This window comes from Nocardia sp. PLKS1-43, assembly GCF_059510335.1.
In genome coordinates, this window is the sequence record NZ_JCAJZQ010000007.1 from 206,964 (window position 1) to 230,415 (window position 23,452).

At 65.3% G+C, this 23,452-nt stretch carries 18 protein-coding genes and 1 tRNA gene; 8 read left to right on the top strand and 11 right to left on the bottom strand.

Translation table 11 applies throughout. The features are described 5' to 3' along the window. Positions 1–3 precede the first annotated feature (3 nt). From AC5WS7_RS25050 to AC5WS7_RS25060, 3 genes are all read right to left on the bottom strand, one after another. Positions 4–363 (bottom strand): hypothetical protein, encoded by a 360-nt coding sequence (locus AC5WS7_RS25050; RefSeq protein WP_495957003.1) that lies wholly within the window; start codon positions 361–363, stop codon positions 4–6. 56 nt (positions 364–419) lie between these two features. Beyond that, the gene (locus AC5WS7_RS25055; RefSeq protein ID WP_495957004.1) at positions 420–1,316 is read right to left on the bottom strand and encodes an aromatic prenyltransferase; all 897 of its coding nucleotides are present in this window, start codon (positions 1,314–1,316) and stop codon (positions 420–422) included. Between the two features lie 195 nt (positions 1,317–1,511). Then, the gene (locus tag AC5WS7_RS25060; protein ID WP_495957005.1) at positions 1,512–2,333 is read right to left on the bottom strand and encodes an SDR family oxidoreductase; all 822 of its coding nucleotides are present in this window, start codon (positions 2,331–2,333) and stop codon (positions 1,512–1,514) included. A gap of 74 nt (positions 2,334–2,407) precedes the next feature. Here AC5WS7_RS25060 and AC5WS7_RS25065 point away from each other — a divergent pair, with 74 nt between their 5' ends. The 4 genes from AC5WS7_RS25065 (at position 2,408) to AC5WS7_RS25080 (ending at position 8,547) form a co-directional block, all read left to right on the top strand. After that, positions 2,408–3,010 (top strand): TetR/AcrR family transcriptional regulator, encoded by a 603-nt coding sequence (locus tag AC5WS7_RS25065; RefSeq protein ID WP_495957006.1) that lies wholly within the window; start codon positions 2,408–2,410, stop codon positions 3,008–3,010. Between the two features lie 1,005 nt (positions 3,011–4,015). Next, on the top strand, positions 4,016–5,311 hold the full coding sequence (locus AC5WS7_RS25070; protein WP_495957007.1) for a cytochrome P450 family protein: 1,296 nt from the start codon (positions 4,016–4,018) through the stop codon (positions 5,309–5,311). A 298-nt stretch (positions 5,312–5,609) separates the two neighbouring features. After that, a complete protein-coding gene (locus tag AC5WS7_RS25075; protein WP_495957008.1) occupies positions 5,610–7,316 on the top strand; it encodes an acyl-CoA dehydrogenase family protein in 1,707 nt (568 codons plus the stop codon). A 439-nt stretch (positions 7,317–7,755) separates the two neighbouring features. Beyond that, positions 7,756–8,547 carry an SAM-dependent methyltransferase gene (locus AC5WS7_RS25080; protein ID WP_495957009.1) on the top strand — a complete coding sequence of 264 codons (792 nt, stop codon included), beginning with the start codon at positions 7,756–7,758 and terminating at the stop codon, positions 8,545–8,547. Between the two features lie 131 nt (positions 8,548–8,678). Here the strand turns inward: AC5WS7_RS25080 and AC5WS7_RS25085 are convergent, their stop codons facing one another. After that, positions 8,679–10,196, bottom strand: coding sequence for an alpha/beta hydrolase (locus AC5WS7_RS25085; RefSeq protein ID WP_495957010.1), 1,518 nt, complete (start codon positions 10,194–10,196; stop codon positions 8,679–8,681). Between the two features lie 447 nt (positions 10,197–10,643). Between AC5WS7_RS25085 and AC5WS7_RS25090 the strand changes: the two genes are divergently transcribed. Beyond that, positions 10,644–11,969: a lipase family protein gene (locus AC5WS7_RS25090; protein ID WP_495957011.1), complete on the top strand. Its 1,326-nt coding sequence runs from the start codon at positions 10,644–10,646 to the stop codon at positions 11,967–11,969. Positions 11,970–12,258: 289 nt separating this feature from the next. Here AC5WS7_RS25090 and AC5WS7_RS25095 read toward each other — a convergent pair whose 3' ends face one another. The 5 genes from AC5WS7_RS25095 to AC5WS7_RS25115 form a co-directional block, all read right to left on the bottom strand. Continuing rightward, complete coding sequence (locus tag AC5WS7_RS25095; RefSeq protein WP_495957012.1) at positions 12,259–13,719, bottom strand: outer membrane protein assembly factor BamB family protein; 1,461 nt, start codon at positions 13,717–13,719, stop codon at positions 12,259–12,261. A 626-nt stretch (positions 13,720–14,345) separates the two neighbouring features. Continuing rightward, positions 14,346–14,933, bottom strand: coding sequence for an RNA 2',3'-cyclic phosphodiesterase (gene thpR, locus AC5WS7_RS25100; RefSeq protein ID WP_495957013.1), 588 nt, complete (start codon positions 14,931–14,933; stop codon positions 14,346–14,348). Positions 14,934–14,973: 40 nt separating this feature from the next. Then, positions 14,974–15,549, bottom strand: coding sequence for an IS630 family transposase (locus AC5WS7_RS25105; protein WP_495957014.1), 576 nt, complete (start codon positions 15,547–15,549; stop codon positions 14,974–14,976). An 87-nt stretch (positions 15,550–15,636) separates the two neighbouring features. Further along, positions 15,637–17,067, bottom strand: a complete 1,431-nt coding sequence (ltrA, locus tag AC5WS7_RS25110) for a group II intron reverse transcriptase/maturase (RefSeq protein WP_495957015.1) — start codon at positions 17,065–17,067, stop codon at positions 15,637–15,639. Between the two features lie 731 nt (positions 17,068–17,798). Next, positions 17,799–17,871 (bottom strand) — tRNA-Ala (locus AC5WS7_RS25115). Positions 17,872–17,993: 122 nt separating this feature from the next. On the opposite strand from AC5WS7_RS25115, the gene AC5WS7_RS25120 reads away from it, so the two are divergent. Continuing rightward, positions 17,994–19,391, top strand: coding sequence for an HNH endonuclease signature motif containing protein (locus AC5WS7_RS25120; RefSeq protein WP_495957016.1), 1,398 nt, complete (start codon positions 17,994–17,996; stop codon positions 19,389–19,391). Positions 19,392–19,458: 67 nt separating this feature from the next. Continuing rightward, positions 19,459–19,686: a hypothetical protein gene (locus AC5WS7_RS25125; RefSeq protein ID WP_495957017.1), complete on the top strand. Its 228-nt coding sequence runs from the start codon at positions 19,459–19,461 to the stop codon at positions 19,684–19,686. Between the two features lie 81 nt (positions 19,687–19,767). Here the strand turns inward: AC5WS7_RS25125 and AC5WS7_RS25130 are convergent, their stop codons facing one another. Both AC5WS7_RS25130 and AC5WS7_RS25135 read right to left on the bottom strand, forming a co-directional pair. Then, the gene (locus tag AC5WS7_RS25130) at positions 19,768–20,508 is read right to left on the bottom strand and encodes a DsbA family protein (RefSeq protein ID WP_495957018.1); all 741 of its coding nucleotides are present in this window, start codon (positions 20,506–20,508) and stop codon (positions 19,768–19,770) included. A gap of 244 nt (positions 20,509–20,752) precedes the next feature. Continuing rightward, positions 20,753–21,697 (bottom strand): SMP-30/gluconolactonase/LRE family protein, encoded by a 945-nt coding sequence (locus AC5WS7_RS25135; protein WP_495957019.1) that lies wholly within the window; start codon positions 21,695–21,697, stop codon positions 20,753–20,755. A 314-nt stretch (positions 21,698–22,011) separates the two neighbouring features. Here AC5WS7_RS25135 and AC5WS7_RS25140 point away from each other — a divergent pair, with 314 nt between their 5' ends. Further along, the gene (locus tag AC5WS7_RS25140; protein WP_495957020.1) at positions 22,012–23,394 is read left to right on the top strand and encodes a DoxX family protein; all 1,383 of its coding nucleotides are present in this window, start codon (positions 22,012–22,014) and stop codon (positions 23,392–23,394) included. Positions 23,395–23,452 lie beyond the last annotated feature (58 nt).

Consider the following 23,452-nt stretch of genomic DNA (forward strand, 5'->3'; position numbering starts at 1 on the left):
CGTTCACAACCCGTCGGCCCACTCGATGACCCGGCGCTGATACTCGACAGTGCCGGGCGCGAGATCGACCGCATGCCCGGACCGCGGCAGCACATACACCCGCAGCCGCGCCGACGGCGAGAAGTACGGAGTCTCAACGGCTCTCAACGTTCGGTGGATCACATGCCCGGGTTCGCACAACCGGTCCATGCTGCCGTTCACCAACATCACCGGCACGGTGACCCGTTCCGTGGTGTCCGGGACCGTACTCGTCATCCCGCCGGCGAATTCGGTCCAGGTGAACACATCGCGGTTCGCCAGGATCTCTCGGACGACAGCGGAATCGGCGTCCGGACCGAGTCCGCATCGAATCGCCGCCGACATCCTCGGCGTCAGGTTGGCCGAAGTACACTGTAGGTCAAGTGAATCGGCGCGCGAATTCAGTGCGTCGGCGGTATCTCGACATCACCCGGCAGCCGCAGATCATCGCTGCGCGGGTTGTAATCGGCCTGCACCTTGTAATACCGGCCGTCGGGCTTGTAGGCGGCGTAGAAGGTGAAGGCGTGCGCACCGTCGCCGACCAGCGGCGCGCTCCGCACGAAACGCTCCAGCACGGGATCGAGGTGGACCGGGAAGGTCTCCCGGGAGAACCTGCGCGGGAAGCAGATTCGCCGCACGCCCGGATTCGTCCAGGAGAACGTGCGGTAGATCGTGTAGGCGTGCGCACCGACCGCGGCCAGCTCGGCATCGCTCGCCGGAGCGAAATCGAGTTCCCGCAGAATCGTGCCGATATCCTCGGGCGGCAGCTGACCGGGAGCCAGCAGCTGCGAATACAGATTCATGGTGCGGCCCTGGAAATCCACCGCCACCAGAATGAACTTCCCGCCGCCCCACCGGGTGAGATGTCCGGCGTTGGCCCGCACTGCCTCCGGCATACCCGGTAGCTCCGAAATCCGCTGTATATCCAGCATTTCGCCGAGTGCGAGCCAAATCTTCTGCACGCCGGTACCTACCGCGACGTCGACGCCGAATTGCACCGGAACCGCCTCGGCCACCGAGGCCAGCACCTGTTCGAGCGGATGCCCGGTGAACTCGAGCAGTCCCGCATTCCGCAGCGCGACCGTCGGGTCGGCGGTGAAATTCATGAACCGCACGTTGACCTCACGCTCGCCGACCGGTTCGGTCGTGGTCCGCACCGCCATCAACGCGTCCGGCGCGATACCGGTCAGCACGTCGAGTACCGGTTCCACGCGCGACGCGTCGTATGGCGCATCGGCCAGTCGTGCGTATTCCCGCAGATCGTCCCGTAGACGTTGCGTCACAGCAGATGTCGGCATCGGACCAGTTCACCTCGTGTGCAGAGTACGGAAGGTATGTCGAGTCTCCGGCACAGGATATCCCCGCATCGTCACCGACCGGCAGGTATCGAGCTTTTCGGCATCGCACGCCGGATTCGTTCGATCGTCTTGGGCGACCGGGTGATCCGTTGCCACGGACGCGGAATCGTCCACGCGGACAACGAATCCGGCAAACTACGAGCCACCGTGGCGGGTAGCGGCCACGGCACCGCCGTCGACGAGAAGGTCGGTCCCGGTGACGAAGGAGGCGTCGGGACCGAGCAGGAACGCCGCGGCCGCCGCGATATCCCCGGCTGTGCCCAACCGCCCGGTTCCCGATGCCTCGACCATCGCGCGCATCCCGGCGCCGGATTCGCCCGCCAGCTCCTGACGTCCCATCACGGTGCTGATGACGCCCGGGCTGATGCTGTTGATCCGGGCCCCGCGCCGCCCCCAGGCCACGCTCGCGGCCTGCACCCGCACCTGATTCGCGCGTTTCGCGACGCTGTAGGCGACGCCCGGTTGCGACACGCTCGGACCGGCGAGGAACGGCAGGTCGAGCAGTTCCTCGGCGGTCGTCGTCGCGAACGCGGCCTCGACGTCGGCGGGCAACTGCCCGGCCGCGAACGTCCCGGCCATACTCGCGATCACCACACCCGCCCCACCCGGCGCGACGACCTTCCCGAACTCGTCGAGCACGAACGCCACACCGACCAGGTCCACCGCCAGAATCGCCGCGGTCGGCGCCTGCGCCGGAGACAGCCCGGCCGTATGCGCCAGCGCGGTCACCGAGCCGAGTCCGGCGGCGTGCTGCGCCAGCGATGCGACCGAATCACGCTGGGACACATCGACTGTCCGAGTCCGAACCCGATAGCCGTCACCATCCAGCGCGGCGGCGACCCGGTCCAGGAGTGCCGCGTCGACATCGGCCAGCAGCACCTGCCGTCCGGATCCCAGGCGACGCGCGATGGCCTCACCCATACCGCCGGCCCCGATCACCGTCAGAACCTCGCTCATGACACTCCTCGAATAAATACGATACGAATCGTCTCGCTTTATGGGCAGACTACACGCCTCGTACGCTGACGGCCATGACTCAGCCCCGCCGCGGCCCCAAGCGCAACGAGGCGTCGCGCCGGGCGATTCTCGAGGCGACCCGCGACATCCTGCGCATCGAAAGTTACGACCGGCTGTCGCTGGACGGCATCGCCCGACGCGCCGGCGTCGGTAAACAGACGATCTATCGCTGGTGGTCGTCGAAGGCGGCAGTGGTGGTCGACGCGGTCCTGGACGGTTTCATCCCGACCCCGCCCCTGCCCGAACCCAGCGGATCCGACATCGCCGCGGCACTGCGCGATTGGCTCCTGGCATTCCGCGAGCAGATCGCCTCCCCCGTCGGTGACACCCTGTCCCGGGCACTGACCGGCGCGGCGGCGGTGGACGACACCGCCGCGACGCGTCTGTACACGCATTTCACCGGACCGCTGCGCGAACACCTGCGCGAGCGCCTCGCCTCGGACACCGAACTGCGCCCCGACGCGAACCACCTCGCCGCCGCCGACGCACTGATCGGCGCGCTCATCTTCCTCACCCTTTCCCGCCGGCCCGTCGAACCCGACCATCTCGACGGCCTGCTCGACGTGGTACTCAACGGGCTGCGCAGATCACCGGACGATCCCGAGCGCTCGAGCTGAGCAAATGCCCACGGAGGCCGGGGAACCCAGCTGCGAGCCCGCCAGGAACCAGAACCGGTTCATGAGTTCCTCATCACACTTTCCGGTTCGGTTCGAGGCGGGAATCCAGCGCATTCCACATGACTCGGACGCACCGCGGCGCATATCGATAGCCGATCCACATCGATCCGAGCGCGGTTCGCCGGTGAACTGTCGCCGACGAAGCCGCGCTCGCTGCGGAAACGGTTCCGCCGCAACCACGCTCATGCGGATACCCGGCCCGGCGGATTCCGGCGAATCGCCCGGGCACACGCGGCGACCTGCGCACCGAGGCCAGCGCCCCAGGTCGATTCGCACTATGGCGAACGCCTGTGACTGTTCGCCGTGAGTAGTAAGAAAATTTGTGGCACAATACAATTCGTGAGTCGACTGGTCGAAAGCTACTCTGCGGCAACAGCAATGCCGCACACCTGCACAATCGGCACATCGGCACGCCATCACCTGTTCACCGCCGAACCATCGACCGAAGAAGGCCATTCGACACGTTCGCCGGAACACTTCGGGCAACCACGGTTTCGAGAGCCGACCCCGGTGACCGCGCGATTGCCCGAGAGCCGGGAGGACCGCACATTCACCGCTCCGAACCCGGTGGCCGGGTAGGGCACGGCACGCATGCGAAAGCCGGTGACGCGTCGTGCTTCCGACATGTGATCCCCCGGGCTCGGGCCGCCGATCGCCCGCATCGCCTGCGCAAATATGCGGTGATCCACGATCGGACGAAGCGCGGCGACTCGCGCCCCGGGTAGCCCCATGGTGACCATCCACCGCCGGAAAGGGAATCAGCAGCAGGCATCACCCGGAGTGCCCACGAAGTTGCCACGCGCTCATTGTGCGGGCGGTGTGGCAGACGGCTATGATGGGATCGTTTGATCGCATCCAGATACGTTGCTGCCGAACGGTTTTCGCGTATCGTGCCGCAGTTCCCATTGCCGTCCGTCCTCAGGTCATACAAGGAGCATCTTCACCGTGAATTCCGTACAGCCCACCAGATTTCAGCGGCCGGATGCGTCCTCGGCGGTGGATATCGGCGCTGTCGAAGAACGCGTTCCGATGCACACCCAAGAATTCGCGCAGAACCCGCACAGCTACTTCGATTTCATGCGCCGATACTATGGCGAATTGCCGTTGATCCCAGTGTGGATCGCCGAGGGGATACCGGCGACATTGGTGATCAAATACGAGACCGCGCGGCGAATACTACACGATCCTGCGCACTTTTCCGCCGACCCGCGCACTTGGCAGTCGAGGCTGCCCACCGATCGCCGGCTGGACTTTCTGCCGATGGTGGAATGGCGGTCGAACGCATTGCGCAGCAATGGCGACAGCCCGGAGCACAAACGCTACCGTGAGGCGACCCAGTACGCGCTCTCGAAGGTCAACCAATTCGCGCTGCTCGACCAATTGGAAATCGAAGCGCACAACCTCATCAATATGTTCTGCGCCGACGGCGCCACACCCGATCAACCGCTCGATCTGATCCAGCATTACATCGCTCCGCTGACCTTCACCATGTTGAATTACATGGTCGGCTCTCCGCCGGAGATCATGGCGCGAATCGCCAAGGCCAGCGCCGATCTGTTCGAGGGACAGGACACCGTCGAAACCAATGCGCAATTCGACTCCGCACTGCTGGACCTGATCACGCTCCGGCGAGCCGAGCCCGGCGACGACCTCACCTCCCGACTGATCGCGCACGAGAGCGAGCTGACCGACGAGGAGATCGCCCAGCAACTGGTGACCTGCCTGTCGGCCGGTACCCAGGGCCCCGCGGATCTCGCGGCCAGCACGATCAAACTGCTGTTGACCACGCCCGTTCACGAGCGACCGCTGACCAAGACGGCTCTGAACCAGACCCTCGCCACCGACCCGCCGATGGCGAACTACCAGATCACCTACCCGCGTCAGCCGATCGCGATCGACGGCGTCTGGCTGCCCGCCGACGAACCGGTGATCGTCAGTCTGATGGCATGCTGCACCGATCCGATGATCAACAACGGCGATTATCACAGCGACGGCTGGCACGCCGGTTTCGGTTTCGGCCCGCACGAATGCCCCAATGACGCCAAGAGTATATCTCTCCAGATCGTGCACGGCCTCATCGATTGGCTTTTCGACATTCTGCCGGAAATACAGCTCGCCGTACCGGCCGAATCGTTGGTGTGGCGGCCCGGCCCGTTCGCGCACGGGCTCCTCTCGCTGCCCGTGACATTCCCCAGGACTCCACCGATGACGCCCACGAGGCACCCGGCGACTTCACAGTAATCGGGCTGAGAAGTTCGGTGCCTCTCGATAATTCCATGGAGAAAGTATGAGATGACGATGAATGTTTGATCGAATGAGCACCGGGGCCGCACCGAAATACGGCCCCGAGTGGTGGACGTACCGCGTCGGAAGGTTTGTCGTGTCATAACTTCATGGCCTGGGCGCGGACTATCATCGTTACCAGAGTGGGTGTGTTATGACAACAACAGATCTTCCCCGTCCTGCCGATTCTGTCAATGAAACGCCTCCCGGCCACGAGCCACATCTCGCCTCCGAATCCTCGCCGACCGTTGCCGCGTTGCGGCATATGATCTTCGGTGAACAGTGGCCGCTGCAGCGTCGGTTCAGGGACGTCATCGCAGGCCTGGGCGACGGCCCGCGTACCGGACTCATTCACTCGGACGAAGCCCTCCTCGGACCTGAACTGCTGCAGCTCGCATTGTCCAGGCTGGGCCACCCCGCCAGGGAGATCGCGGCGGACCATCAGCTCCGGGGCGCGTTGTGTGGCAACGCCCTGGTGGCCGCACCCCACATGGCGCCCATCCTGACCGGACACTTCTCCTTGTCCGCCAGCGCAATCAACCGGCTGGGCAACGGATCTCGGTATCAGCAGGAATGCCTGAACGAACTGGACACCGCACAGGCGATCGGTCTGCTGTGCCTGACCGAACTCGGCGGCACGAACGGTAACGACCACAAGACCATCGCGACGTGGGACCCCGGCACCGACGGCTTCTGGATTTCCTCGCCGAGCGCCGAGGCGTGGAAGTTCATGCCGAACGCGGCCTCGGCGGTGCCCAAGACCGCGGTGGTCACCGCACGCCTGCTCATCGACGGCGAAGACCAGGGCGTGCTGCCGTTCTTGTTCCGGCTACGCACGTCCGAGGGCCTGGCGAAGGGTGTCGACGCGGTCGCACTGCCGGACAAATCCTCGACAGCCATGGACCACGGCATCTTCCGGTTCACCCGGCTGTGGGTACCGCGCGATGCGCTGCTCGGCGGCGACTGGGCGGTGATGACTCCGGATGGGCGCTTCGAATGTGCTGTGCCACTGCGTCATCGGTTCCATCGGGCGATCGGCGTACTGGGCGACGGAAGGCTGGACCTGGCCAACTGCATCATCGCCGCGGCACGGGCAGGACTGGCCGGACTGGTCAACTACTCGCTGCAGCGTCGCCCCGGCGAGGGCGTGCTGATGGCCGACCGTGACAATGTGCAGCTGGACCAGGTATCCGCGCTCGCCGCGGTCTATGCCACGAGCGTGCTGGGCCGCCGCATCCGTGACCTGCGCAGCGGCCCCGACGCCGACAACCACCCCCACGCGGTGTGGTCGATGATCGCCAAACCTCTGCTCACCTACACCGGACTGGATGTCCTGACGACCTGTGAACAGCGGGCCGGCGCACAGGGAACACTGCGCTCGAACCTCTACGCCGACTGGATCGGTGGCACCAAGGGCGCCATCACCGCCGAGGGGGAAAACAGGATTCTCCAGGTGAAGGTCGGACGTCCCGATATCGAGTTCCTCCGGCTCCCCGGCACCCCCGAACGGCTGCCGTGGTACCTCGACATGTTGATCCACCGCGAACACCGAATCGCGACCAGCCTGCGCACCGGCTCACCCGATCCGGCCAGCTGTGCACTCGGTCCCGAATCCGCCGCCGTGGAGATGGCCGACGCGACAAGTCAGCGACTCGCCGCCACGGCCCTGCACCTGGAGTCGATCACCACCACGGACCCGACAGCGCGCGTGCTGGCCGAGTCCGCGGCGGCGGCGTACGCATTGGAGTGTGTCCACACCAACGGCGCGTGGTTCATTCATCACGAACACATGCCGCAAGTGGCGTCCGAGTTGCGCGGGTACCGCACCGTTCTCCTCGATCGTCTGACGACCATGATCGACGGCTTCGCCCTCCCGGACCTGTCCTTCGCGCCCATCTTCTCGGAGAACTACATCGACGCGTACCGGAAGTTCACCGGCTGGGAGGATTCGGCCGCGGCCTGACCGCGCCACGGCCGGCGACATCGGCCACGGCATGTCGGCCGTGTTCGCATCCGCGAGGGTTGTCTCGACGCGTGCGCTGTGACAGCGAAAGGTGCCCCGAGTCGTAGGATTTTCGGCCACTCCGTGGTCGAGCCGCCGACGGCGAGGGGCACCTTTGCGCTGTGCGGATCGCCATTTCGGCATCGGCTGTTCGGATACGTTTCGATTTCCCGGATCGAAGCGATGCAAACCACACGGCATAATTCGGTCGACCGGAGGGAATTTTTCGGACAACTCGGTCGAACGGCATCGTGGCCGCGGCGCATCCGAATACCATTGCGGCACAGCCTTCCTCGAAAACCGATCGCGAACCGCCTCACGCAGCCCATCCTCGACTGAAATGGCATTGCGCCAAATTTTTCGCTGTGCGCGAACGGCTTTCGAGCTACAGTTGCCATTTGTGGAGGCTGCGGATCTCAATCCTCAGGTCGCGCATCCCGCGCGAGTCTACGACTACTGGCTCGGGGGGCACGACAACTATGCGGCGGACCGACGCGCCGGCGAACGTTCCGAACAGGTGCACCGCCATGTGCGGGTGACCGCACGACAGAATCGCAATTTCATGCTGCGAGCCGCGAAATTCTGCGCAGACCAAGGCATCCGGCAGTTCCTGGATATCGGTACCGGTATCCCCACCGAGCCGAACCTGCACCAGGCCGTCCAACAAATACATCCCGCGTCCCGCGTGGTCTACGTCGACAACGACCCCCTGGTCCTCGCCCATGCCCGAGCCCTGATGGCCAGCACCGCCCAGTGCCACACCACCTACGTCCACGCCGACGTCCGAAAGCCGGACTCGATCCTGGCCGCACCCGAACTACTCGACACCCTCGACCCGACCCAACCCACCGCCCTGTCCCTGATCGCCGTGATGCATTTCGTCGAAGACGAACATTCCCCCTACGAAATCGTCGACCAGCTCCTGTCGCCCCTCGCCCCCGGCTCCTACCTGCTGATGACCCACGCCACTCCCGATTTCGGCCCGGAAATGGCCGAGGTCGAACGCATCTACCACGAATCGGGAATGCCGGGCCAAATCCGCACCCGAGCGGAATTCGCCCGCTTCTTCGCGGGGCTGGAATGGGTCGACCCCGGGCTGACCACTCCGCACAGATGGCGCCCGGCCATCAGGCCGCCCGACAAAATGGACAACCAGGTCCAGTTCTACGCGGGAGTCGCGCGCAAGATATGAGCCGACCCGGCATAGCCGGTGTGACCGAGCCGTCCGTAGCAAGTTCACAGGCAGCTGTTCGCCACACCTGTTCGCGCACAACGGTTTCGGCCTCTTCCGATCCGCAAGCCTCGATGCGGCCGGTCCGAGGATCAGTAGCCGGAGCGATACTCGGGGTCACGTTCGCAGGTCCGGTCGGCACCGGGGAGAGTGCCGTCACGGAGATAGGTATCCACGATGCCGTTCACACAGCGGCTCAGGCCGGAGTGCAGGACGCCGTGCACGCGGGTGTCCGCGAGTGTGACCATCCGTGACGCGGTCAGGTCGTGGTGCAGTGCAACGCCTTCCTGGTAGGCGGTCCGAGTGTCGCGGGTCGCCTGCAGGATCAGCGCGGGCGTCGGGTTGCGCACAGCAGTGGGTGGCTCGATCGGGTCCGGCCAGAAAGCACAGGCGGTGATGTTGTTGGCGAACGCGCCGAATACCGGCTGGGTCGCCCGGACGCTGTCGATGTTGCGCTGATACCAGGCCAGGTCTCGGGGGGCGGCCTTGTCGCCGCACTGCACTGCGGCCATGCCCGCGGCTTCCAGCGGAACGGGACCGCTGATCTTCGCCTTCAGTTGCTCCATGTCGATCGGCAGCCCGGATACTCCGTCGGATATCGTCCGCACGACCTCGGCCAGGTCGGTGTTCTTGCGCGGATTCGACAGCAGCGACAGCAGCATCATCGGCACGGTGTGTTCATCGATGAGGTAGCCGTTGCCGATGACCGGATGCGCGGCGGCACGCCGGATCATGTCCTCGACAAAGGCGCGGACCTGCGGTCCGGTGCGACCGAAGTGGTAGTCGGTGTCGCGGCGGGCGGCCCAGATCGCCCAGTCGTCGAGCGCGGCCTCGTTGATCGGGCCCATGTCCTGGTACGCGCCGAGCCAGTAGCGGTCCGGGTCCAGGGCGCTGTCCAGCACCATCCGGCCGCTGTGCCGCGGGAACATCTGCGTGTACACCGCGCCCAGGTAGGTGCCGTAGGAGTCGCCGAAATAGTTGATCTCGCGTTCACCGAATGCGCCGCGGATGACGTCCATGTCCCGGGCGGTATTGCGGGTGGTGATGAACCGGGCCTTCTCCGGATCGGGCGCGAGACAGGAAGCCGCGAACGCGGCGGCCAGGGTGGCGTCGCGCGCGTAACCGAACGCGTCGAAGCCGGCCGAGAACAACATGGTGGGCAGTGGCAGCGCACAGTTCATCCGGTCCGATCGGCCGATGCCACGCGGATCCATGCCGATCAGGTCGTAGCGGGCGCGGACATCGGCGCTGAATCGATCCCGGAGGTCGGCCATCATGCCGAGACCCGGACCGCCGGGACCGCCCGGGTTCGACAGCAGGATCCCGCGCCTGCGGGCCGGGTCGGTGGCCGGAATACGCGAGATCGCGACGGTCAGGGTGCGCCCGGCCGGACGGTTGTAGTCGAGCGGTACGACGACGCCCGCGCACTGCGCCCCCGCGGCGTCGAGCACCGCGTCGCCACACGGCTTCCAGTGCAGTTGCTGGTGATAGAACGAGGCCAGCCCGCTCGGAACGTCCTCGACGGGATCGGCGCCTGCCGGTCCGACCGGCACGGTGGCGAATGCGGCCGCCGATATGACGCCCAGCACCAACCATCGAACCCACAGCATCCGCATCGCATCTCCTGCTCTCGACCTCCGTGCGCGCATCCGTGATTCTGCACAAACCATTTCCGAGGTCTCGAACCGGCACCCTACTGACGTTTGCTGAGACGGTATTGGTGAAGCTGAGATTTACAGTCACTTCATTCACATCTGCCACATCACGCCGCGGTCACGGCTCTGACATGAGATTTCATGACGCCACAGAACGCGCATGGATCATAGAATTTCGTAACAGCCACGTGCGCTGGACAATTGCCCAATATATTCCAGACAGGCTTCCGCACCGCGATCGCCGCGATTCGGCGAAACTCCTTCCTACGACTGACAGACCCCGATAGGCGTTGAAACTTTTCCGATAAGAATTCAGATTGTTATGCTATCGTGATTTCGCGTTCCCGAAACGGTGCAGGCACACGGAGCCTGCCCGTCGGGCAGGCAGACGCGGGAGATACGATGAAATCCGGGCACGAGTTGTCGACATATCGCGAAATCGCTTACCACACAGCGTATTCGGCCACCGGTACGCTCGGCCTTTCGGCCCATGGCGCGCCGGCGCGACCGGCGAAATGGCCGCGGGTCGGCGGGCTGTGGCTCGCGGCCCTCACCCTCGCCGTGATCCTGCTGCCGGCAGCATTGGCGATGCCGGTCGCGCGAGCCGCGGCGCCATCGCCCGGTGACGATCCCTTCTATTTCGCACCCGCCGATCTCGCGGCACATCCGAACGGCACGGTGCTCGGCGCGCGGCCGATCTCGCTGCTCGGCCTTCCGGTTCCGGTATCGGCATGGCAATTGCGTTACCGCACAACCGATTCCGAACAGCATCCGCAGCTGGACGTGACCACGGTACTGGCGCCGCCGGTGCCCTCGAACGGGCCGCGGCCGGTGCTGGCGTACCAGGTACCCGAGAACAGTCTCGACACCCGGTGCGCACCGTCGGTCACACTGCGCGGCGGAGGCGTCGCCGAGATGGCGGCCACCATGCAGGACGCGCCGTTCATCGCGGACGCACTGCGTCGCGGATGGGCCGTCGTGGTCAGCGATTACGAAGGCCCGCAGTCCCGGCTCTTCGACGGCGTGACATCCGGACGTGGAGTCCTGGACGGAATCCGGGCCGCACGGTCGTACGCGGCGACCGGCATCGACCCCGCGAGCCCGATCGGCGCCTGGGGATACTCGAGCGGAGCCTTCGCGACACTGTGGGCCACGCAGTTGCGTCACGAATACGCGCCGGACGTGCGATTCGTCGGCACCAGCGCGGGCGGAATCCCCACCGACATACCGGCCATGGCACAGCGCGCCGATGGCGAGGCGGGCGCGATTCTGATCCTGCTCGGGCTGGCCCGCGACGAACCCGACTCCCGGTTGGCCGACCTGCTGAACAACCGAGGCCAGCGCGCACTGCTCACCGCCGACACCTCCGCCTGCGGCGCGGATCAGGCCGGAAGATACGCCGACACCCACCTCGAGGACCTCGTCAAGGTTCCGAACCTGCTGGCGCAGAAGGCTTTCCGCGATGCCGCCGCACCCAATGAACTCGGCCGAACCACCCCCGACACCCCGATGTACCTATACCACAGCCTCACCGACGACAAGATCCCCGTCGCCGGCTACAACACCCTCCTGGACAGCTACTGCGCACGAGGCGCCACCCTCACCGCAATCCACTCACCGTTCCCGATGCACATCGGAGCCGCGGCGGGCGAAGCCCTCGGCGCCATGAACTTCCTCGCCGACCGCTTCGCCGACATCCCACCGGCCCCGGGGTGCGTGGTGCATTGAGCGTCGTCCCACCGGACCGAGAACGGGTGCAATACCAGCACTGAGCTGGCGAACACGAACCCGACCAGCGCCAACACGATCGTCAGGATATTCGTCTCGATCGGGTTCCCTCTCCCGTGGACTCGCAAAGCACCCGGTTGCCGGGGGCCACCCCCTTGGAGCGTAGGCCCTACCCCCAGCGGATCCGGTCAGGGCGGTGACCGACCGATGTGCGACTGATCCGGATAGTCTGTGCCACAGGCCATTTCGTCTCACCGACAGACACTTAACAACTGGCAGGTACGCGCGATCAGGGCAGGCCGTAGGCCAGTAGGACGTTGCCCGGTGCGCCTTGGGTGATCGGGTGCAGGTAGCCGGAGTTTGTGTAGAGCACGCCGTTCGAGATGACCGCGCCGTTGCCGTTGAGCGAGCCGCCGGTGCCTGGCACCAGGTTCACAGTCGTGTAGGCGCCCAACGTGTTGAGGTCCTCGAGGATCGCGCCGGTGTCGGCCGAGAAGACGCGTAGGTGGCCGTCGACACTGCCCTCATAGACCAGACCGGGCGTCGCGGATACCGCATTCGGCATGGCCTGACACTGCTGGCCGACCAATTTGATTCCCGGCGGGCACAGGGTGGGCGGGTTCCGGGTGCTCCAGACGCGTGAGCCGTCGGCCGGGTTCAGGGCGAACAGAGTGCCCGGACCGGCCTGGTAGGTGGCCACGTACAGGCGTTTGCCGTCGTAGGCTGCGCCCCATTGGATACCTTGCAGCGACTCGGCGCCCTGCACCGGCAGGGGGGTGGATGGAGACGACAGCTGGGATTGCCAGATGATCGCGCCGTTCGTGGCGTCGAGCAGATGATAGATGCCGCTCTTCTGACCAGCGCCGACGACTCTGCGGCCGTTGATGGTGAAAATGTTCGGCTGAGTGCCGAAGTCGTAGTCGTGACCGGGATTCGGGCAGTTCCCTCCGGCCGGTGGCACCAGGCAGCGGACGTTCCACGTGTCGTTCGGGGTCATCTGATGGTTCCAGCGGACCGCCCCGCTCCCCAGGTCCAGCGCGGCGATCGCTTCCGCTCCGTCGGGCGTGCCGGTATAGGGATTCCCGGAGGTGTAGTACAGCGTGTTGCTCGTCGGGTCGATGGTGGGTGAGGACCAAATCGCCCCACCGCTGGGCGCCAACGCCGGCGTGCCACCGGTCGGCTCCGACGGCGGAATCGTGTAGTGCTGCCACTTGATAGCGCCGCTCGCGGCATCGACCGCCACCATGCTGCCTCGAAACGAGCAGCACTGGTAGGCGGGGTTGACCGCTTGGCCCTCCTCCTGACTCGAGGTGCCCACGTAGACCGTGCCGTTGTACACCAACGGCGAGCTGGTAATGATCGCCCATGGGTGCTGGTCGAGTTTGGCGCTCCAGCGCTCGGCGCCGGTCGCTGCGTCGAGCGCCCACAGGTTGGCCGAGTTGTCACCGAAGTAGACGATGCCGCCCACGACCGCGATCCCGTCGCGCAACCCGTACGTGGGAAGGTTCCCGAGAGTCGTGTGGGCGTCGAACGACCACTTGAACTGACCGGTCTTGGCGTCGAGAGCGTACAGCTTTCCGTCGCGCCCGCCCACGTAGAGGACACCGCCTACAACTGCGGGCTGACTGGATGCGGCGACGGCGCCTGGGAAGGCGAACGCCCACTTCAGTTTCAACGAACCGACATTGGTAGGCGTGAGAGCGGTTTCGTACGGGTTGTATCGCGAACCGGTCGGGTCGAACTGCGACATGGGCCAGTCTCCGCCGGCCGCCGGAGACTGCGCGGAGGCGACGGAGGTGAACAACAGGACAACCACGACGAGTGGACAACACGCGCGGAGTAGTAGCTTTCGGAGCCTGGCTGGGAACGCGCCGAGCATGGTCGCAACGGCCTTGCTGTTCACGGTCGTACGTCCGTCCATTAGCTGAATCCTTTTGACCCACAGCGTATTTCATCGCCGCAGATGCATGGTGCGCCGGTCCCGCCTCCACCGGCGCCGGCCGGTGTTCGGGAGCAGTGCATGGATGTTGTTGCTATGCGGCAACTTTCCCCCGGATTATCGCCGTCTGAACCTGAATCTGTTCCAGTTTCACGAAATCAGACACTCGACCGCCTGGCCCCGCCGGCGCGCCAATTCCGCTGGCTCGCACAGGAAGCATCGTGGCGTGGATCTGTGACACCATGACAGCCGATGGCATTCCGGCGCACCACGCCGTAGCGTTGGGGCAAGTCGATGCCGAAACCGGTTCTCCCCTCGCCCATTCGTTCTGGCACAAGACCGCCCTGAATCGCCGCCTGTCTGCGGTGTCATGACAGAGGAGATCGACACTCGGCCCTTGACGGACGACTGCTGAACTCGTACCCGCAGTTTTCGGGCTAGAGGTCGTTTTCGTATTTCCGCAGCGAAAAGTAGTCCAATGGTGTGTACTTCCGGCCGCGTTCGGTCTGCTCACTCTGCAACAGGACGATTCTGTCGACCAGCATGGGCCGCAGGTTCAACCGCGAGAATTCATGAAGATGCGGTATCCGGTATTTGATCACCCGGCCCAGCGTGAGATGGGGCGAGAACGGCCGCTTTTCCGGTACCAAACCCGCGTTCACGGCGACCTCTTCCAATGTCGACGCGAGCGCCGGCAGTTCCGGGCCGGAGGTAACTTCGCCCACAATGGCATGCGGTCTGCGCGGCGTCGGGAACAGCGCGATGCTGGGCACCTGCATGCGGAGTGGGCCGATCCCGCCGGTTACGCTGCGCACACCGCTGGATATTCGTGAAACGTCCTCGCCGGCGACGTCACCCAGGAACCTGAGGGTGACGTGCAAATTAGCCGAGCGCACCCACCGGACGTGTGCTGCCCACGACTCTCGTTTGAGTTCGCCGATCAGATGGGACAGGCCTCGGCGTAGTTCCGGATCGGGCTCGACGGCCAGGAATAATCGTAAAGCTTCCGACATGGGCCCTGCCACCTCGCTTTCCGAATATTACTTATGCTACAAGGGCGTGAATCTAGTGTCGTGAGTCGTTAATTCGCTGGCAGTAGGCGGCGAGTGTTTCGAGGATCTGGTCGGCGGTTTTGGTCCAGACGAAGGGTTTGGGGTTTTCGTTCCAGGCGTTGATCCAGGCTTGGACGTCGGCTTTGAGTTCGGTGACGCTGCGGTGGGCCGAGCGGCGTAGTTTGCGGTTGGTGAGTTCGGCGAACCAGCGCTCGACCAGGTTCATCCAACTGGCCGATGTCGGGGTGAAGTGCAGATGGAACCGGGGGTGGCGCAGCAGCCATTTCTTCACTTCCGGTGTCTTGTGGGTGCCGTAGTTGTCGCAGATCAGGTGCAGGTCGAACCCGGCCGGCACGGCGGTGTCGATGGTTTTGAGGAACCGGAGGAATTCCTGATGCCGGTGGCGCGCATAGTGTTCGGCGATGACCGAGCCGCTGGCCACGTCGAAGGCAGCGAACAGGTTCGTGGTGCCGTGACGGACATAGTCGTGTGTCATGCGTGCCGGGGTGGTGGGCATGATCGGCAACGTCGGTGCGGTCCGGTCCAGGGCCTGCATCTGTTGGGTCGGAGACGGGACGCCGTACAGCATTTCGGCTGTCGGTCTCCCCGTCTCCGCCCGCCGAACCCGGCGTGCGAGTTGTCCCCGCACCGGGCTCTCCACGTGTCCCGATAGGTCTCAGGTGACGAGTTCGGAGACCTGCCCGACGAACGCCACATCGTCGTGACTCGTGCGCCGGAAGCGTGCTCCGGCCGGGTCGAGGCTGTCGATGTTGAAGGGCGTGGAGATGCGTGTGCCGCGGTAGCGATACCGCCGCACTTGCATCGTCGCCGGGTTGTAGAGGACCAGCTCACCCTCGCGGATCCGGTCGGTGCCGTAGTAGCGTCGCCGGATCTGTTTCCAGGTCAGGTGCGGATGCTTGCGGCGGATCCAGTAGATGACCCGCCACCAGGCGTAATAGCCCAGGTAGGAGAAGGTCTTCTTGGACGCGCCATAACGGAAGTAGGCAGCCCAGCCCCGCAGGATCGGGTTGATCTGCCGCAGCAACTGCCCCAACCGCGCCGAGGTCGTCGCCGGCCCGGTGGCCTGCTTGATCTTGTGCATCACCCCGGCCAGCGCTTGTCTGGACGGGATGGTGCGCACCACCCGGCGGCCGTTGCCGTGTTGCCACCGCTGGATGCGGAAGCCCAGGAACACGAAACCACCTTGTTGATCGATGTGGGTGATGTGTGTCTTCTCGACCGAGAGAGTCATCTTCAACTTCTGCGCCAGCAGTTCGCCGATCTCCTCACGCAACGCTTCGGCGTCGGACTCCTCGCCATGCACGAGCACGACGAAGTCGTCAGCGAAACGCACGAGACGATAATTCGGCAACCCTTTGCGGCGGCGCTGCTGACGCCGCCACGGCGGGTTCATCTCCCGGTCCCAGATCTCGGCGAAATGCCGATCCAGCACCGATAGATAGATGTTGGCCAGAAGCGGTGAAGCAACTCCGCCCTGCGGCGTGCCGGTCAGGCTCGCCGCGAAACCACCGTGCTGTTCCATGATTCCGGCCCGCAGAAACGCACGGACCAGCCGCAACACCTTACGATCAGCGATGCGTTCGGCCACCAGGTCCATGAGCACCCGATGATCGACATTGTCGAAACACGCGGTGATGTCGCCCTCGACCACCCACTCATAGCCCTGGGTGGTGAGTTTATGGATCTCGGCGATGGCATCCTGAGCCCGACGCCCTGGGCGGTATCCGTAACTGTGCGGATAGAAATCCGCCTCGAAAATCGGTTCCAGGACCAGCTTGAGGGCCATCTGCGCCACACGATCCCGCAGCGTCGGAATCCCCAGAGCGCGAAGCTTTCCGCTCTTCTTCGGGATCATGACCTGCCGCACCGGCATCGGCGCATAGGTGCCGTCCTTCAACGAGGCCCGCAGGTCCTCGAGGAACACCGACACCCCGATGTCCTGTTCGACGTGACGGCGGGTCACCGCATCCACACCCGCTGTCCTGGCACCCTGGTTGCCCGACACCCGATCCCAGGCCACCAGCATCGTGGCCTGGTCGTAAACCAAGTTGAACACGTCACCGAACCGCTTGCGCGACTCGGCCATTGCCCATCGGTGCAGCTTGCGTTGATGACCGAGTACCCGCCGCTCAGCAAGGATCCGAGGCTCCGGGGCCAGACCGTCGGCTCGGGTCGACGCCGCAACGGCGCCGCATCCTGCCGCCGGGCATGACCTTGCGACAGGGTCACTACAAGGGCGCGCCTGGCGATATCGCTTCACGAGCACGCCGTCTCACCCCTCAACAAACCCGACATCTCGCCTTCCGCCCAGCCGAGCGGATCGGCATGTCAGACTAGCCGGAGCAATCGACACCACCACTCATCGCCCCGAGGCCACATCCAATGCAGCCAGACGGACCGGCAACAATCCCAACCGACTACGTCACCCGGCAATCAACGCGGATCATCGCCAACGGACACCACGACTACAGAGCCGACAGCATCACCGAGCCGGACGACACCTTCCCGTACCCGTTCCCCGACCGCGACAACCCCATGCTCGAATACCTAGTCCGCAAAGCCAGGGAACTGCAGGACGCGAGGAAGGACAGCCCCCATACATCTGGCTGGCCGTACACGCCTGGTACGAAGGTGCCCTGAGCACTCTCGCCAACCCACCCAAATCCCACCAATAGGCCAGCAGACCCTACACACCCGGCCAATGCCGGTGCACGGCCGGAACGACATTCGAAACCGAAAACGTGGGGTTTCCGTGGGGCTTGGCCAAATAAAACAGGTCAGGACCGGTGCAATACCGGTCCTGACCTGGGTTTTCCGTGGAGCTAAGGGGACTCGAACCCCTGACCCCCACACTGCCAGTGTGGTGCGCTACCAGCTGCGCCATAGCCCCGTGCTGCGCTTCCGGAGTGTTCCCCTTCGGCTTGAACGAAGTTACACCACGCGGGTATTTGCCGCCAAATCGCCTGGACAACGGGGTGGTGGAACTGATGTTCGAAAGGTACGATCGAACACATGTTCGACAGCGGAGAGCTTCAGGGGATGACCGATGAGGGGCTGCTCGACGCGGTGCGGCGGGCGCACGGGGCGGCTGCGTTCGCGCAGGCTGCCGAGGCGCTTGCGGTGCGGGAGCTGTATCGGCGGCGGGCGGCGCGGGAGCGGGGGGCGGAGTTCGCCGCGGCCGAGGTGTCGGTCGCGGTACAGATCTCCGAGACGGTGGCGGCGGGGCTGATCGATATCGGGGTCGGGCTCGATCGGCTGCCGCGGGTTCGGGAGGCGTTCGCCTCGGGGCGCATCGATCTGGCGCGGGCGCAGGTTCTGGTGGAGAACGTGCGGGATCTGCCGGAGGAATTGCTCGCCGATGTCGAGCAGACGCTGATCGACGTGGCGGAGCGGCTCACCCCGGCGCGGCTGCGGCAGACAGTGCGGCGCTGGGTGTCCAGGCTCGATCCCGCGGGCGAGCGTCGTCGTCGCGAGCGCCGCGAGGGCGACCGCGATGTGCGCATCAAGGCCGTGCGGGACGGTATGGCGGTATTCGACGGCTTACTGCCCGCGGTGGGCGCGCAGACCGTCGCGATGCGTTTGCGGGAGATGAGCCTGCAGGTGTGCGAAGCCGATCCGCGCACGATGCCGCAGCGGCGAGCCGACGCGCTGGTTGCGCTCGCCGACGGGTCACGGCGGCTGCGCTGCACCTGCGGGCGCGGAAAGCGCTGCACCGCAGCGGAAACCGAGCCGCCACGCCGGCCGTTGATCCAGATCGGCGTGCCCGCTGAGACTCTCCTGGGCGAACGGGATTCCCCGGCACATCTATCCGGCTACGGCCCGATCGATGCGGCGCTCGTTCGTCGAGTCGCGGAATACGCTCGGTTCCAAGTGGTTCCGGAGCGAATAGAGCATCCGACCAGTCCGGAGGAGTCGGACCGGGCGCGGTGGCAGGAGCGACATGTCCGCGCGCTCGATGGTATGTGCCGTTTTCCGGGATGCACCATGCCCTCCTCGGAATCGCTGGTGGACCACAATGTTCCGGTCGATTCCACGCGCCGAGGCGCGGCCCTGGCGAACCTCGCGGTGTTCTGTACACGTCATCATCGGCTGAAGGCAGCGGCCGACCGTGGCGAGACATCGTGGCGGATCCATTGCGTCGATGCCGATCGGTTACTCTGGAAGAGTCCCACCGGCGATGAGCGCACCACCCTCCGCGAGGGTGAACGGTATCTGTTCCCACACACCGATATCGAAGCGTTCGATGCCCTATGGCCCTGTCCCGCAAGCGTTCCCGCACAACCGCATCCGTCCACCGTCGACCTGACCTATCCGATCGAACACGGCGCGTTCGTCCATCCGGAGCTGGCATCAATGACGCCCGAGAACGAACCGCCAGGCCACTTTGTTGTCGAAAACCCAAGTCGCTGAGGGGGATTCACTTATGCTCGCCCTGCAGCCGGACGTTCGTCCGGTAGCGATCCACAGGACACCGCACATGTCGCACCCGGACCGCCCGCCGGCGCCGACCGTCATCGACGTCGCCGTGGAACGCGAACGAATCGCAGCGCTCGACAAACTCCGCCGTCGCCTGGAATCCGAACTCGACCGAACTCCCGCGGGCTCCGGCTACGCCGCGATGGCCGGGCAACTGCGCGATACCGTCAACTCCATCGCCGATGCGCGTAATCGCGTCTACGAGGCGCTGATCGATGAGGATCCCTGATCCGGAGGACGTCCACGGGGGTCCAAGAACACCGCCCGGGCGGCTGGGGTTGCCGTCCGGGCGGTTCGAGGTCTGATGCGGTTACCCCGCGAGCTTGGTCACCCAGGCGGAGTCCCCGGTGTCGACATTCTTGCCGCCATCCAGCACCGTCGGGGTCTGCACCTGCCCGACAGCAGCTTTGAGGGCAGCCATCGCGGTCTGCGCGTGGTCGCGCGCCTCGTCGACGCGGTCGCCCTTGGCGATGCACTGCTGGACCTCTTCCGGGGCCCCGGCGTCCTTCGCGATCGCGGCCAGCTGATCGTTGCTCAGGCTGCCGCCTTCCTCGCTGGGCTGTTTGGTGGTGAACAGCGCCTGGTGGAATTTCGAGAACATCGGGCCGTCACCGGCCGATGCCAGGCAATCGCTGGCCGCGATCGCCCGGGTCGAGTAGTCCTTCGTACCCGACTTCGGATCCAGGAAGTTCACCAAGCGGTACCGCACGGCGAGCTTGCCCGCATCGATGTATTTGGCGATCTGCTGTCCGTAATAGTGTTCGAGCGAGCCACAATCCGGGCACAGCGGATCCTGGTACAGATCGATCGTCTTGGCGGCGTTGGTTTTACCGAGCACGATGGCACCATCGGAGTCCAGCAGGGCGCTCACCGCAGAGTCGCGCACCGGACCGTAGCCGTCTTCCTGGACCTTCGGACTCTTGCTGCTGCTCGAATGCATCACGTACACCACGATCAGCACGATGACCACGAGTGCGACGCCGCCGAGGAGATAGGCGGTGCGGCTGGACATCGGGCGCGGCTGATACGTCGATCCGGGGGAGGAATTCACGGCCCCTACTCTGCCAAAGCAACCGCGCCCGCCGGAACCCGACACGTCAGCTTCCGCGTCCCTGCCGGAACCTGCTACCGCCACGGTCGATTACCGGTCACTGCGGGTCGCGGACCCGCCGGGCGAGCCAGGGTTGACGATATCTGTTCGTCGCGGGCGATCACCCGGCCGGTCACCATTCATCCGCGCAATACGCGGAAGGACCCGTCCGCACCTCTGGCCCCGAACGTGCCGGTACCGAAGATCAGGGTGTGGCGGTGGTGGCGCGGGGGTCGAATCCGCCGGGGATCTCGTAGACGGCTCCGCCGAACGTTGCGGCGAACAGGCGGCCGGCGGAGAAGCCGGTCGAACCGCGGCCGTAGCTGACGACGCTGGTCGCCGGGGCGGCGGTGCCGAGTTCGCAATATTGTCCGGGGGCGTCGACCCGCACGATCCGGCCCGAGGGGTTGAGCGGGACCACCGGCCGGTTCAGCGAATCCAGGGTGAGGCCGTCGGGTGCGGCGGTGATGTCGGTGCCGGTCAGGTCGAGCAGTGACTGCGGGGCGGCGGGATTGCCGATCGGGATCCGGCTGACGCCAGGGTTGCTGAAAGTGCGTGACACGTAGAGGAATTGACCGGCGGGGTCGAGTACCGCGCCGTTGGCGCTGGGGAAGCGGGCCCAATCCGCCTGCACCGCACCGCCGGGGCGGACGCGGCCGATCAGGGCGGCGAAATCGTTGGTGGCGTAAGCGGTTCCGTCGCGTCCGACGGCAAGTCCGCTGGCGGCGCTCAGGCCCGCGGCGTACGGGGTGAGCCTGCCGGTGGCGGGGTCGAATTCGTCGATACCGGCCGCGCGCGCGGCGTCTCCGACGATCACACCCGGATTCGATCCGTAACCGATCAACAGCTTGCCGTCCGGGGTCCAGGCCAGCCCGCCCGCCCCCGGCACGGTCGCGACCGGGACGGCGGCCGCCCCGGGAGCATCGATGCGGAACACCCGGCCCGAGCTCAGGTCGGTGACGTAGGCGCGGCCGTGCGGGTCGACGGTGAGACCCTCGAAGGCTGCGCCGGGCACGGACGCGGCCCGAACACTCACCTGCCCCGCTCCCGGGCAGGTTGCCGCGGCCTGAGCGGCCGGCGCAACGGCGGCGGTCAGGGCGGTGAGGGCCGACGCGGCCATCGTCGCGGCGGCAGCGCGCAGAATGTTCATGACCTACCTTCTCTGTTCTGGGCGACAGGGGTGCCCACGCGGCGACAGGGGTGCCGCCCACGCGGGTGTGGCCGCCTCGGGCGGGCATCCCCGCTGGTCTGGTTGATCCGACCAGGGACGATACCGGCACGAGGAAGATCTTCCGTGTCACTACACGATTCGGGAAGGCTCGAGGTTCACCCCGGCCGTTCAGCGGTCGCAGTGAGCCGGCGCACGAGCGAATTCAGGGTGCGGCTCAGGGGATTCCCGGAGGCGCCGCAAGCCGTCTGTTCGTAAGTTCGTACCGTTGCCTACTTCGAAGAAGGGTGGTCTGCGTGACTGCCGCGACAGTGGAGCGGGAAGGCGAGCTGCGGGATGTCGAGGGGTCGGCCCGTGCTCGCTGGAACCCGTTCACCCGCATCGCATTTCGGTTCTGCTTTCTGTACTTCGTACTGTTCTGCGTGCTGTATCCGCAGTTGCTGTTCGCATTCCTGGGCTGGTTCGGCTCCAACGGTTGGTTACCCGACGACGCGGTCGTCTGGCAGGTGCGGGTGCTCGAACCCGGCTATCGGTGGGTGGGACGCACCGTTTTCGGTGTCGACGCGGAACTGAACAGCAGCGGCAGTGGCGATATGGCACTGCTGTGGGTGCTGTTGTTCTGCGTGCTTTCGGTGGCCGTGGCCGGAACCGTGCTGTGGTCGCTACTGGATCGGCGACGACCCGAATATCGTTGGCCGGCAGGGTGGTTCCTGCTGTTCGTCCGGCTGTGCCTGGCCGGGCAGATGTTGACCTACGGCATGGCCAAATTCATTCCGACGCAAATGGCGCAACCGGGGCTGACCACACTGCTGCAACCCTACGGTGACTTCTCGCCGATGGCGGTGCTGTGGAGCCAGGTGGGCACCTCGCCGACGTACGAAATCCTGCTCGGCACAGCCGAACTCGTCGGCGGCATACTGTTGTTCATCCCGCGCACCGCGACACTCGGCGCGATGCTCGCACTCGTCGACATGTCCCTGGTGTTCGTCATGGACATGACCTTCGACGTACCGGTGAAGATTCTGTCCGGGCATCTGATGCTCATGTCGCTGCTCCTGCTGGCGCCGCAGGCGCGGCGACTGCTCGACGTGCTGGTGCTCGATCGCCCCAGCGCGCCCTCGAACGCGCCATATCCGTTCCGTACCAGCATGTCTCGCACGATCGCGGCGCTGATCCAGATCGCCTGCATCCCGTGGATTCTCCTGCCGCTGGCCCACTCCAGCTGGAAGCACTATCAGGAAATGGGTGACGGCCGCCCGCATCCGCCGCTGTACGGCATCTGGTCTGTCACCGATTTCACCCGGGACGGACAGTTGGTTCCTCCGCTGCTCACCGATGAGCACCGTTGGCAGCGAATCGTTTTCGATATGCCAGGAGTGATGAGTTATCAACGTATGGACGGCCGGGTGGTCGATGCGGCGCTGCGACTCGACACCCGGACCCATCACATCGAATTGGCAGGCGAGCAGCGTCACGTCATCGAAAGCGAGGGACCGGCCGATGCCGCGCCGGAGCGCCTGGGCGAGTTCACATTCGCGCAATCATCACCGGACCGGCTGCGTCTGGACGGCCGATTGGACGGACATCCGGTGAGCATCACGTTGAATCGAGTCGACCTGAACAGCTTCCGACTGCGCAGCGGCGGATTCCACTGGGTTCAGGACAAACCGGCATTCTGACCCGCGAGACCGCTGCGATGTGCCCGGAAGAATCGTCCAACCGCTGCTCGATATGCAT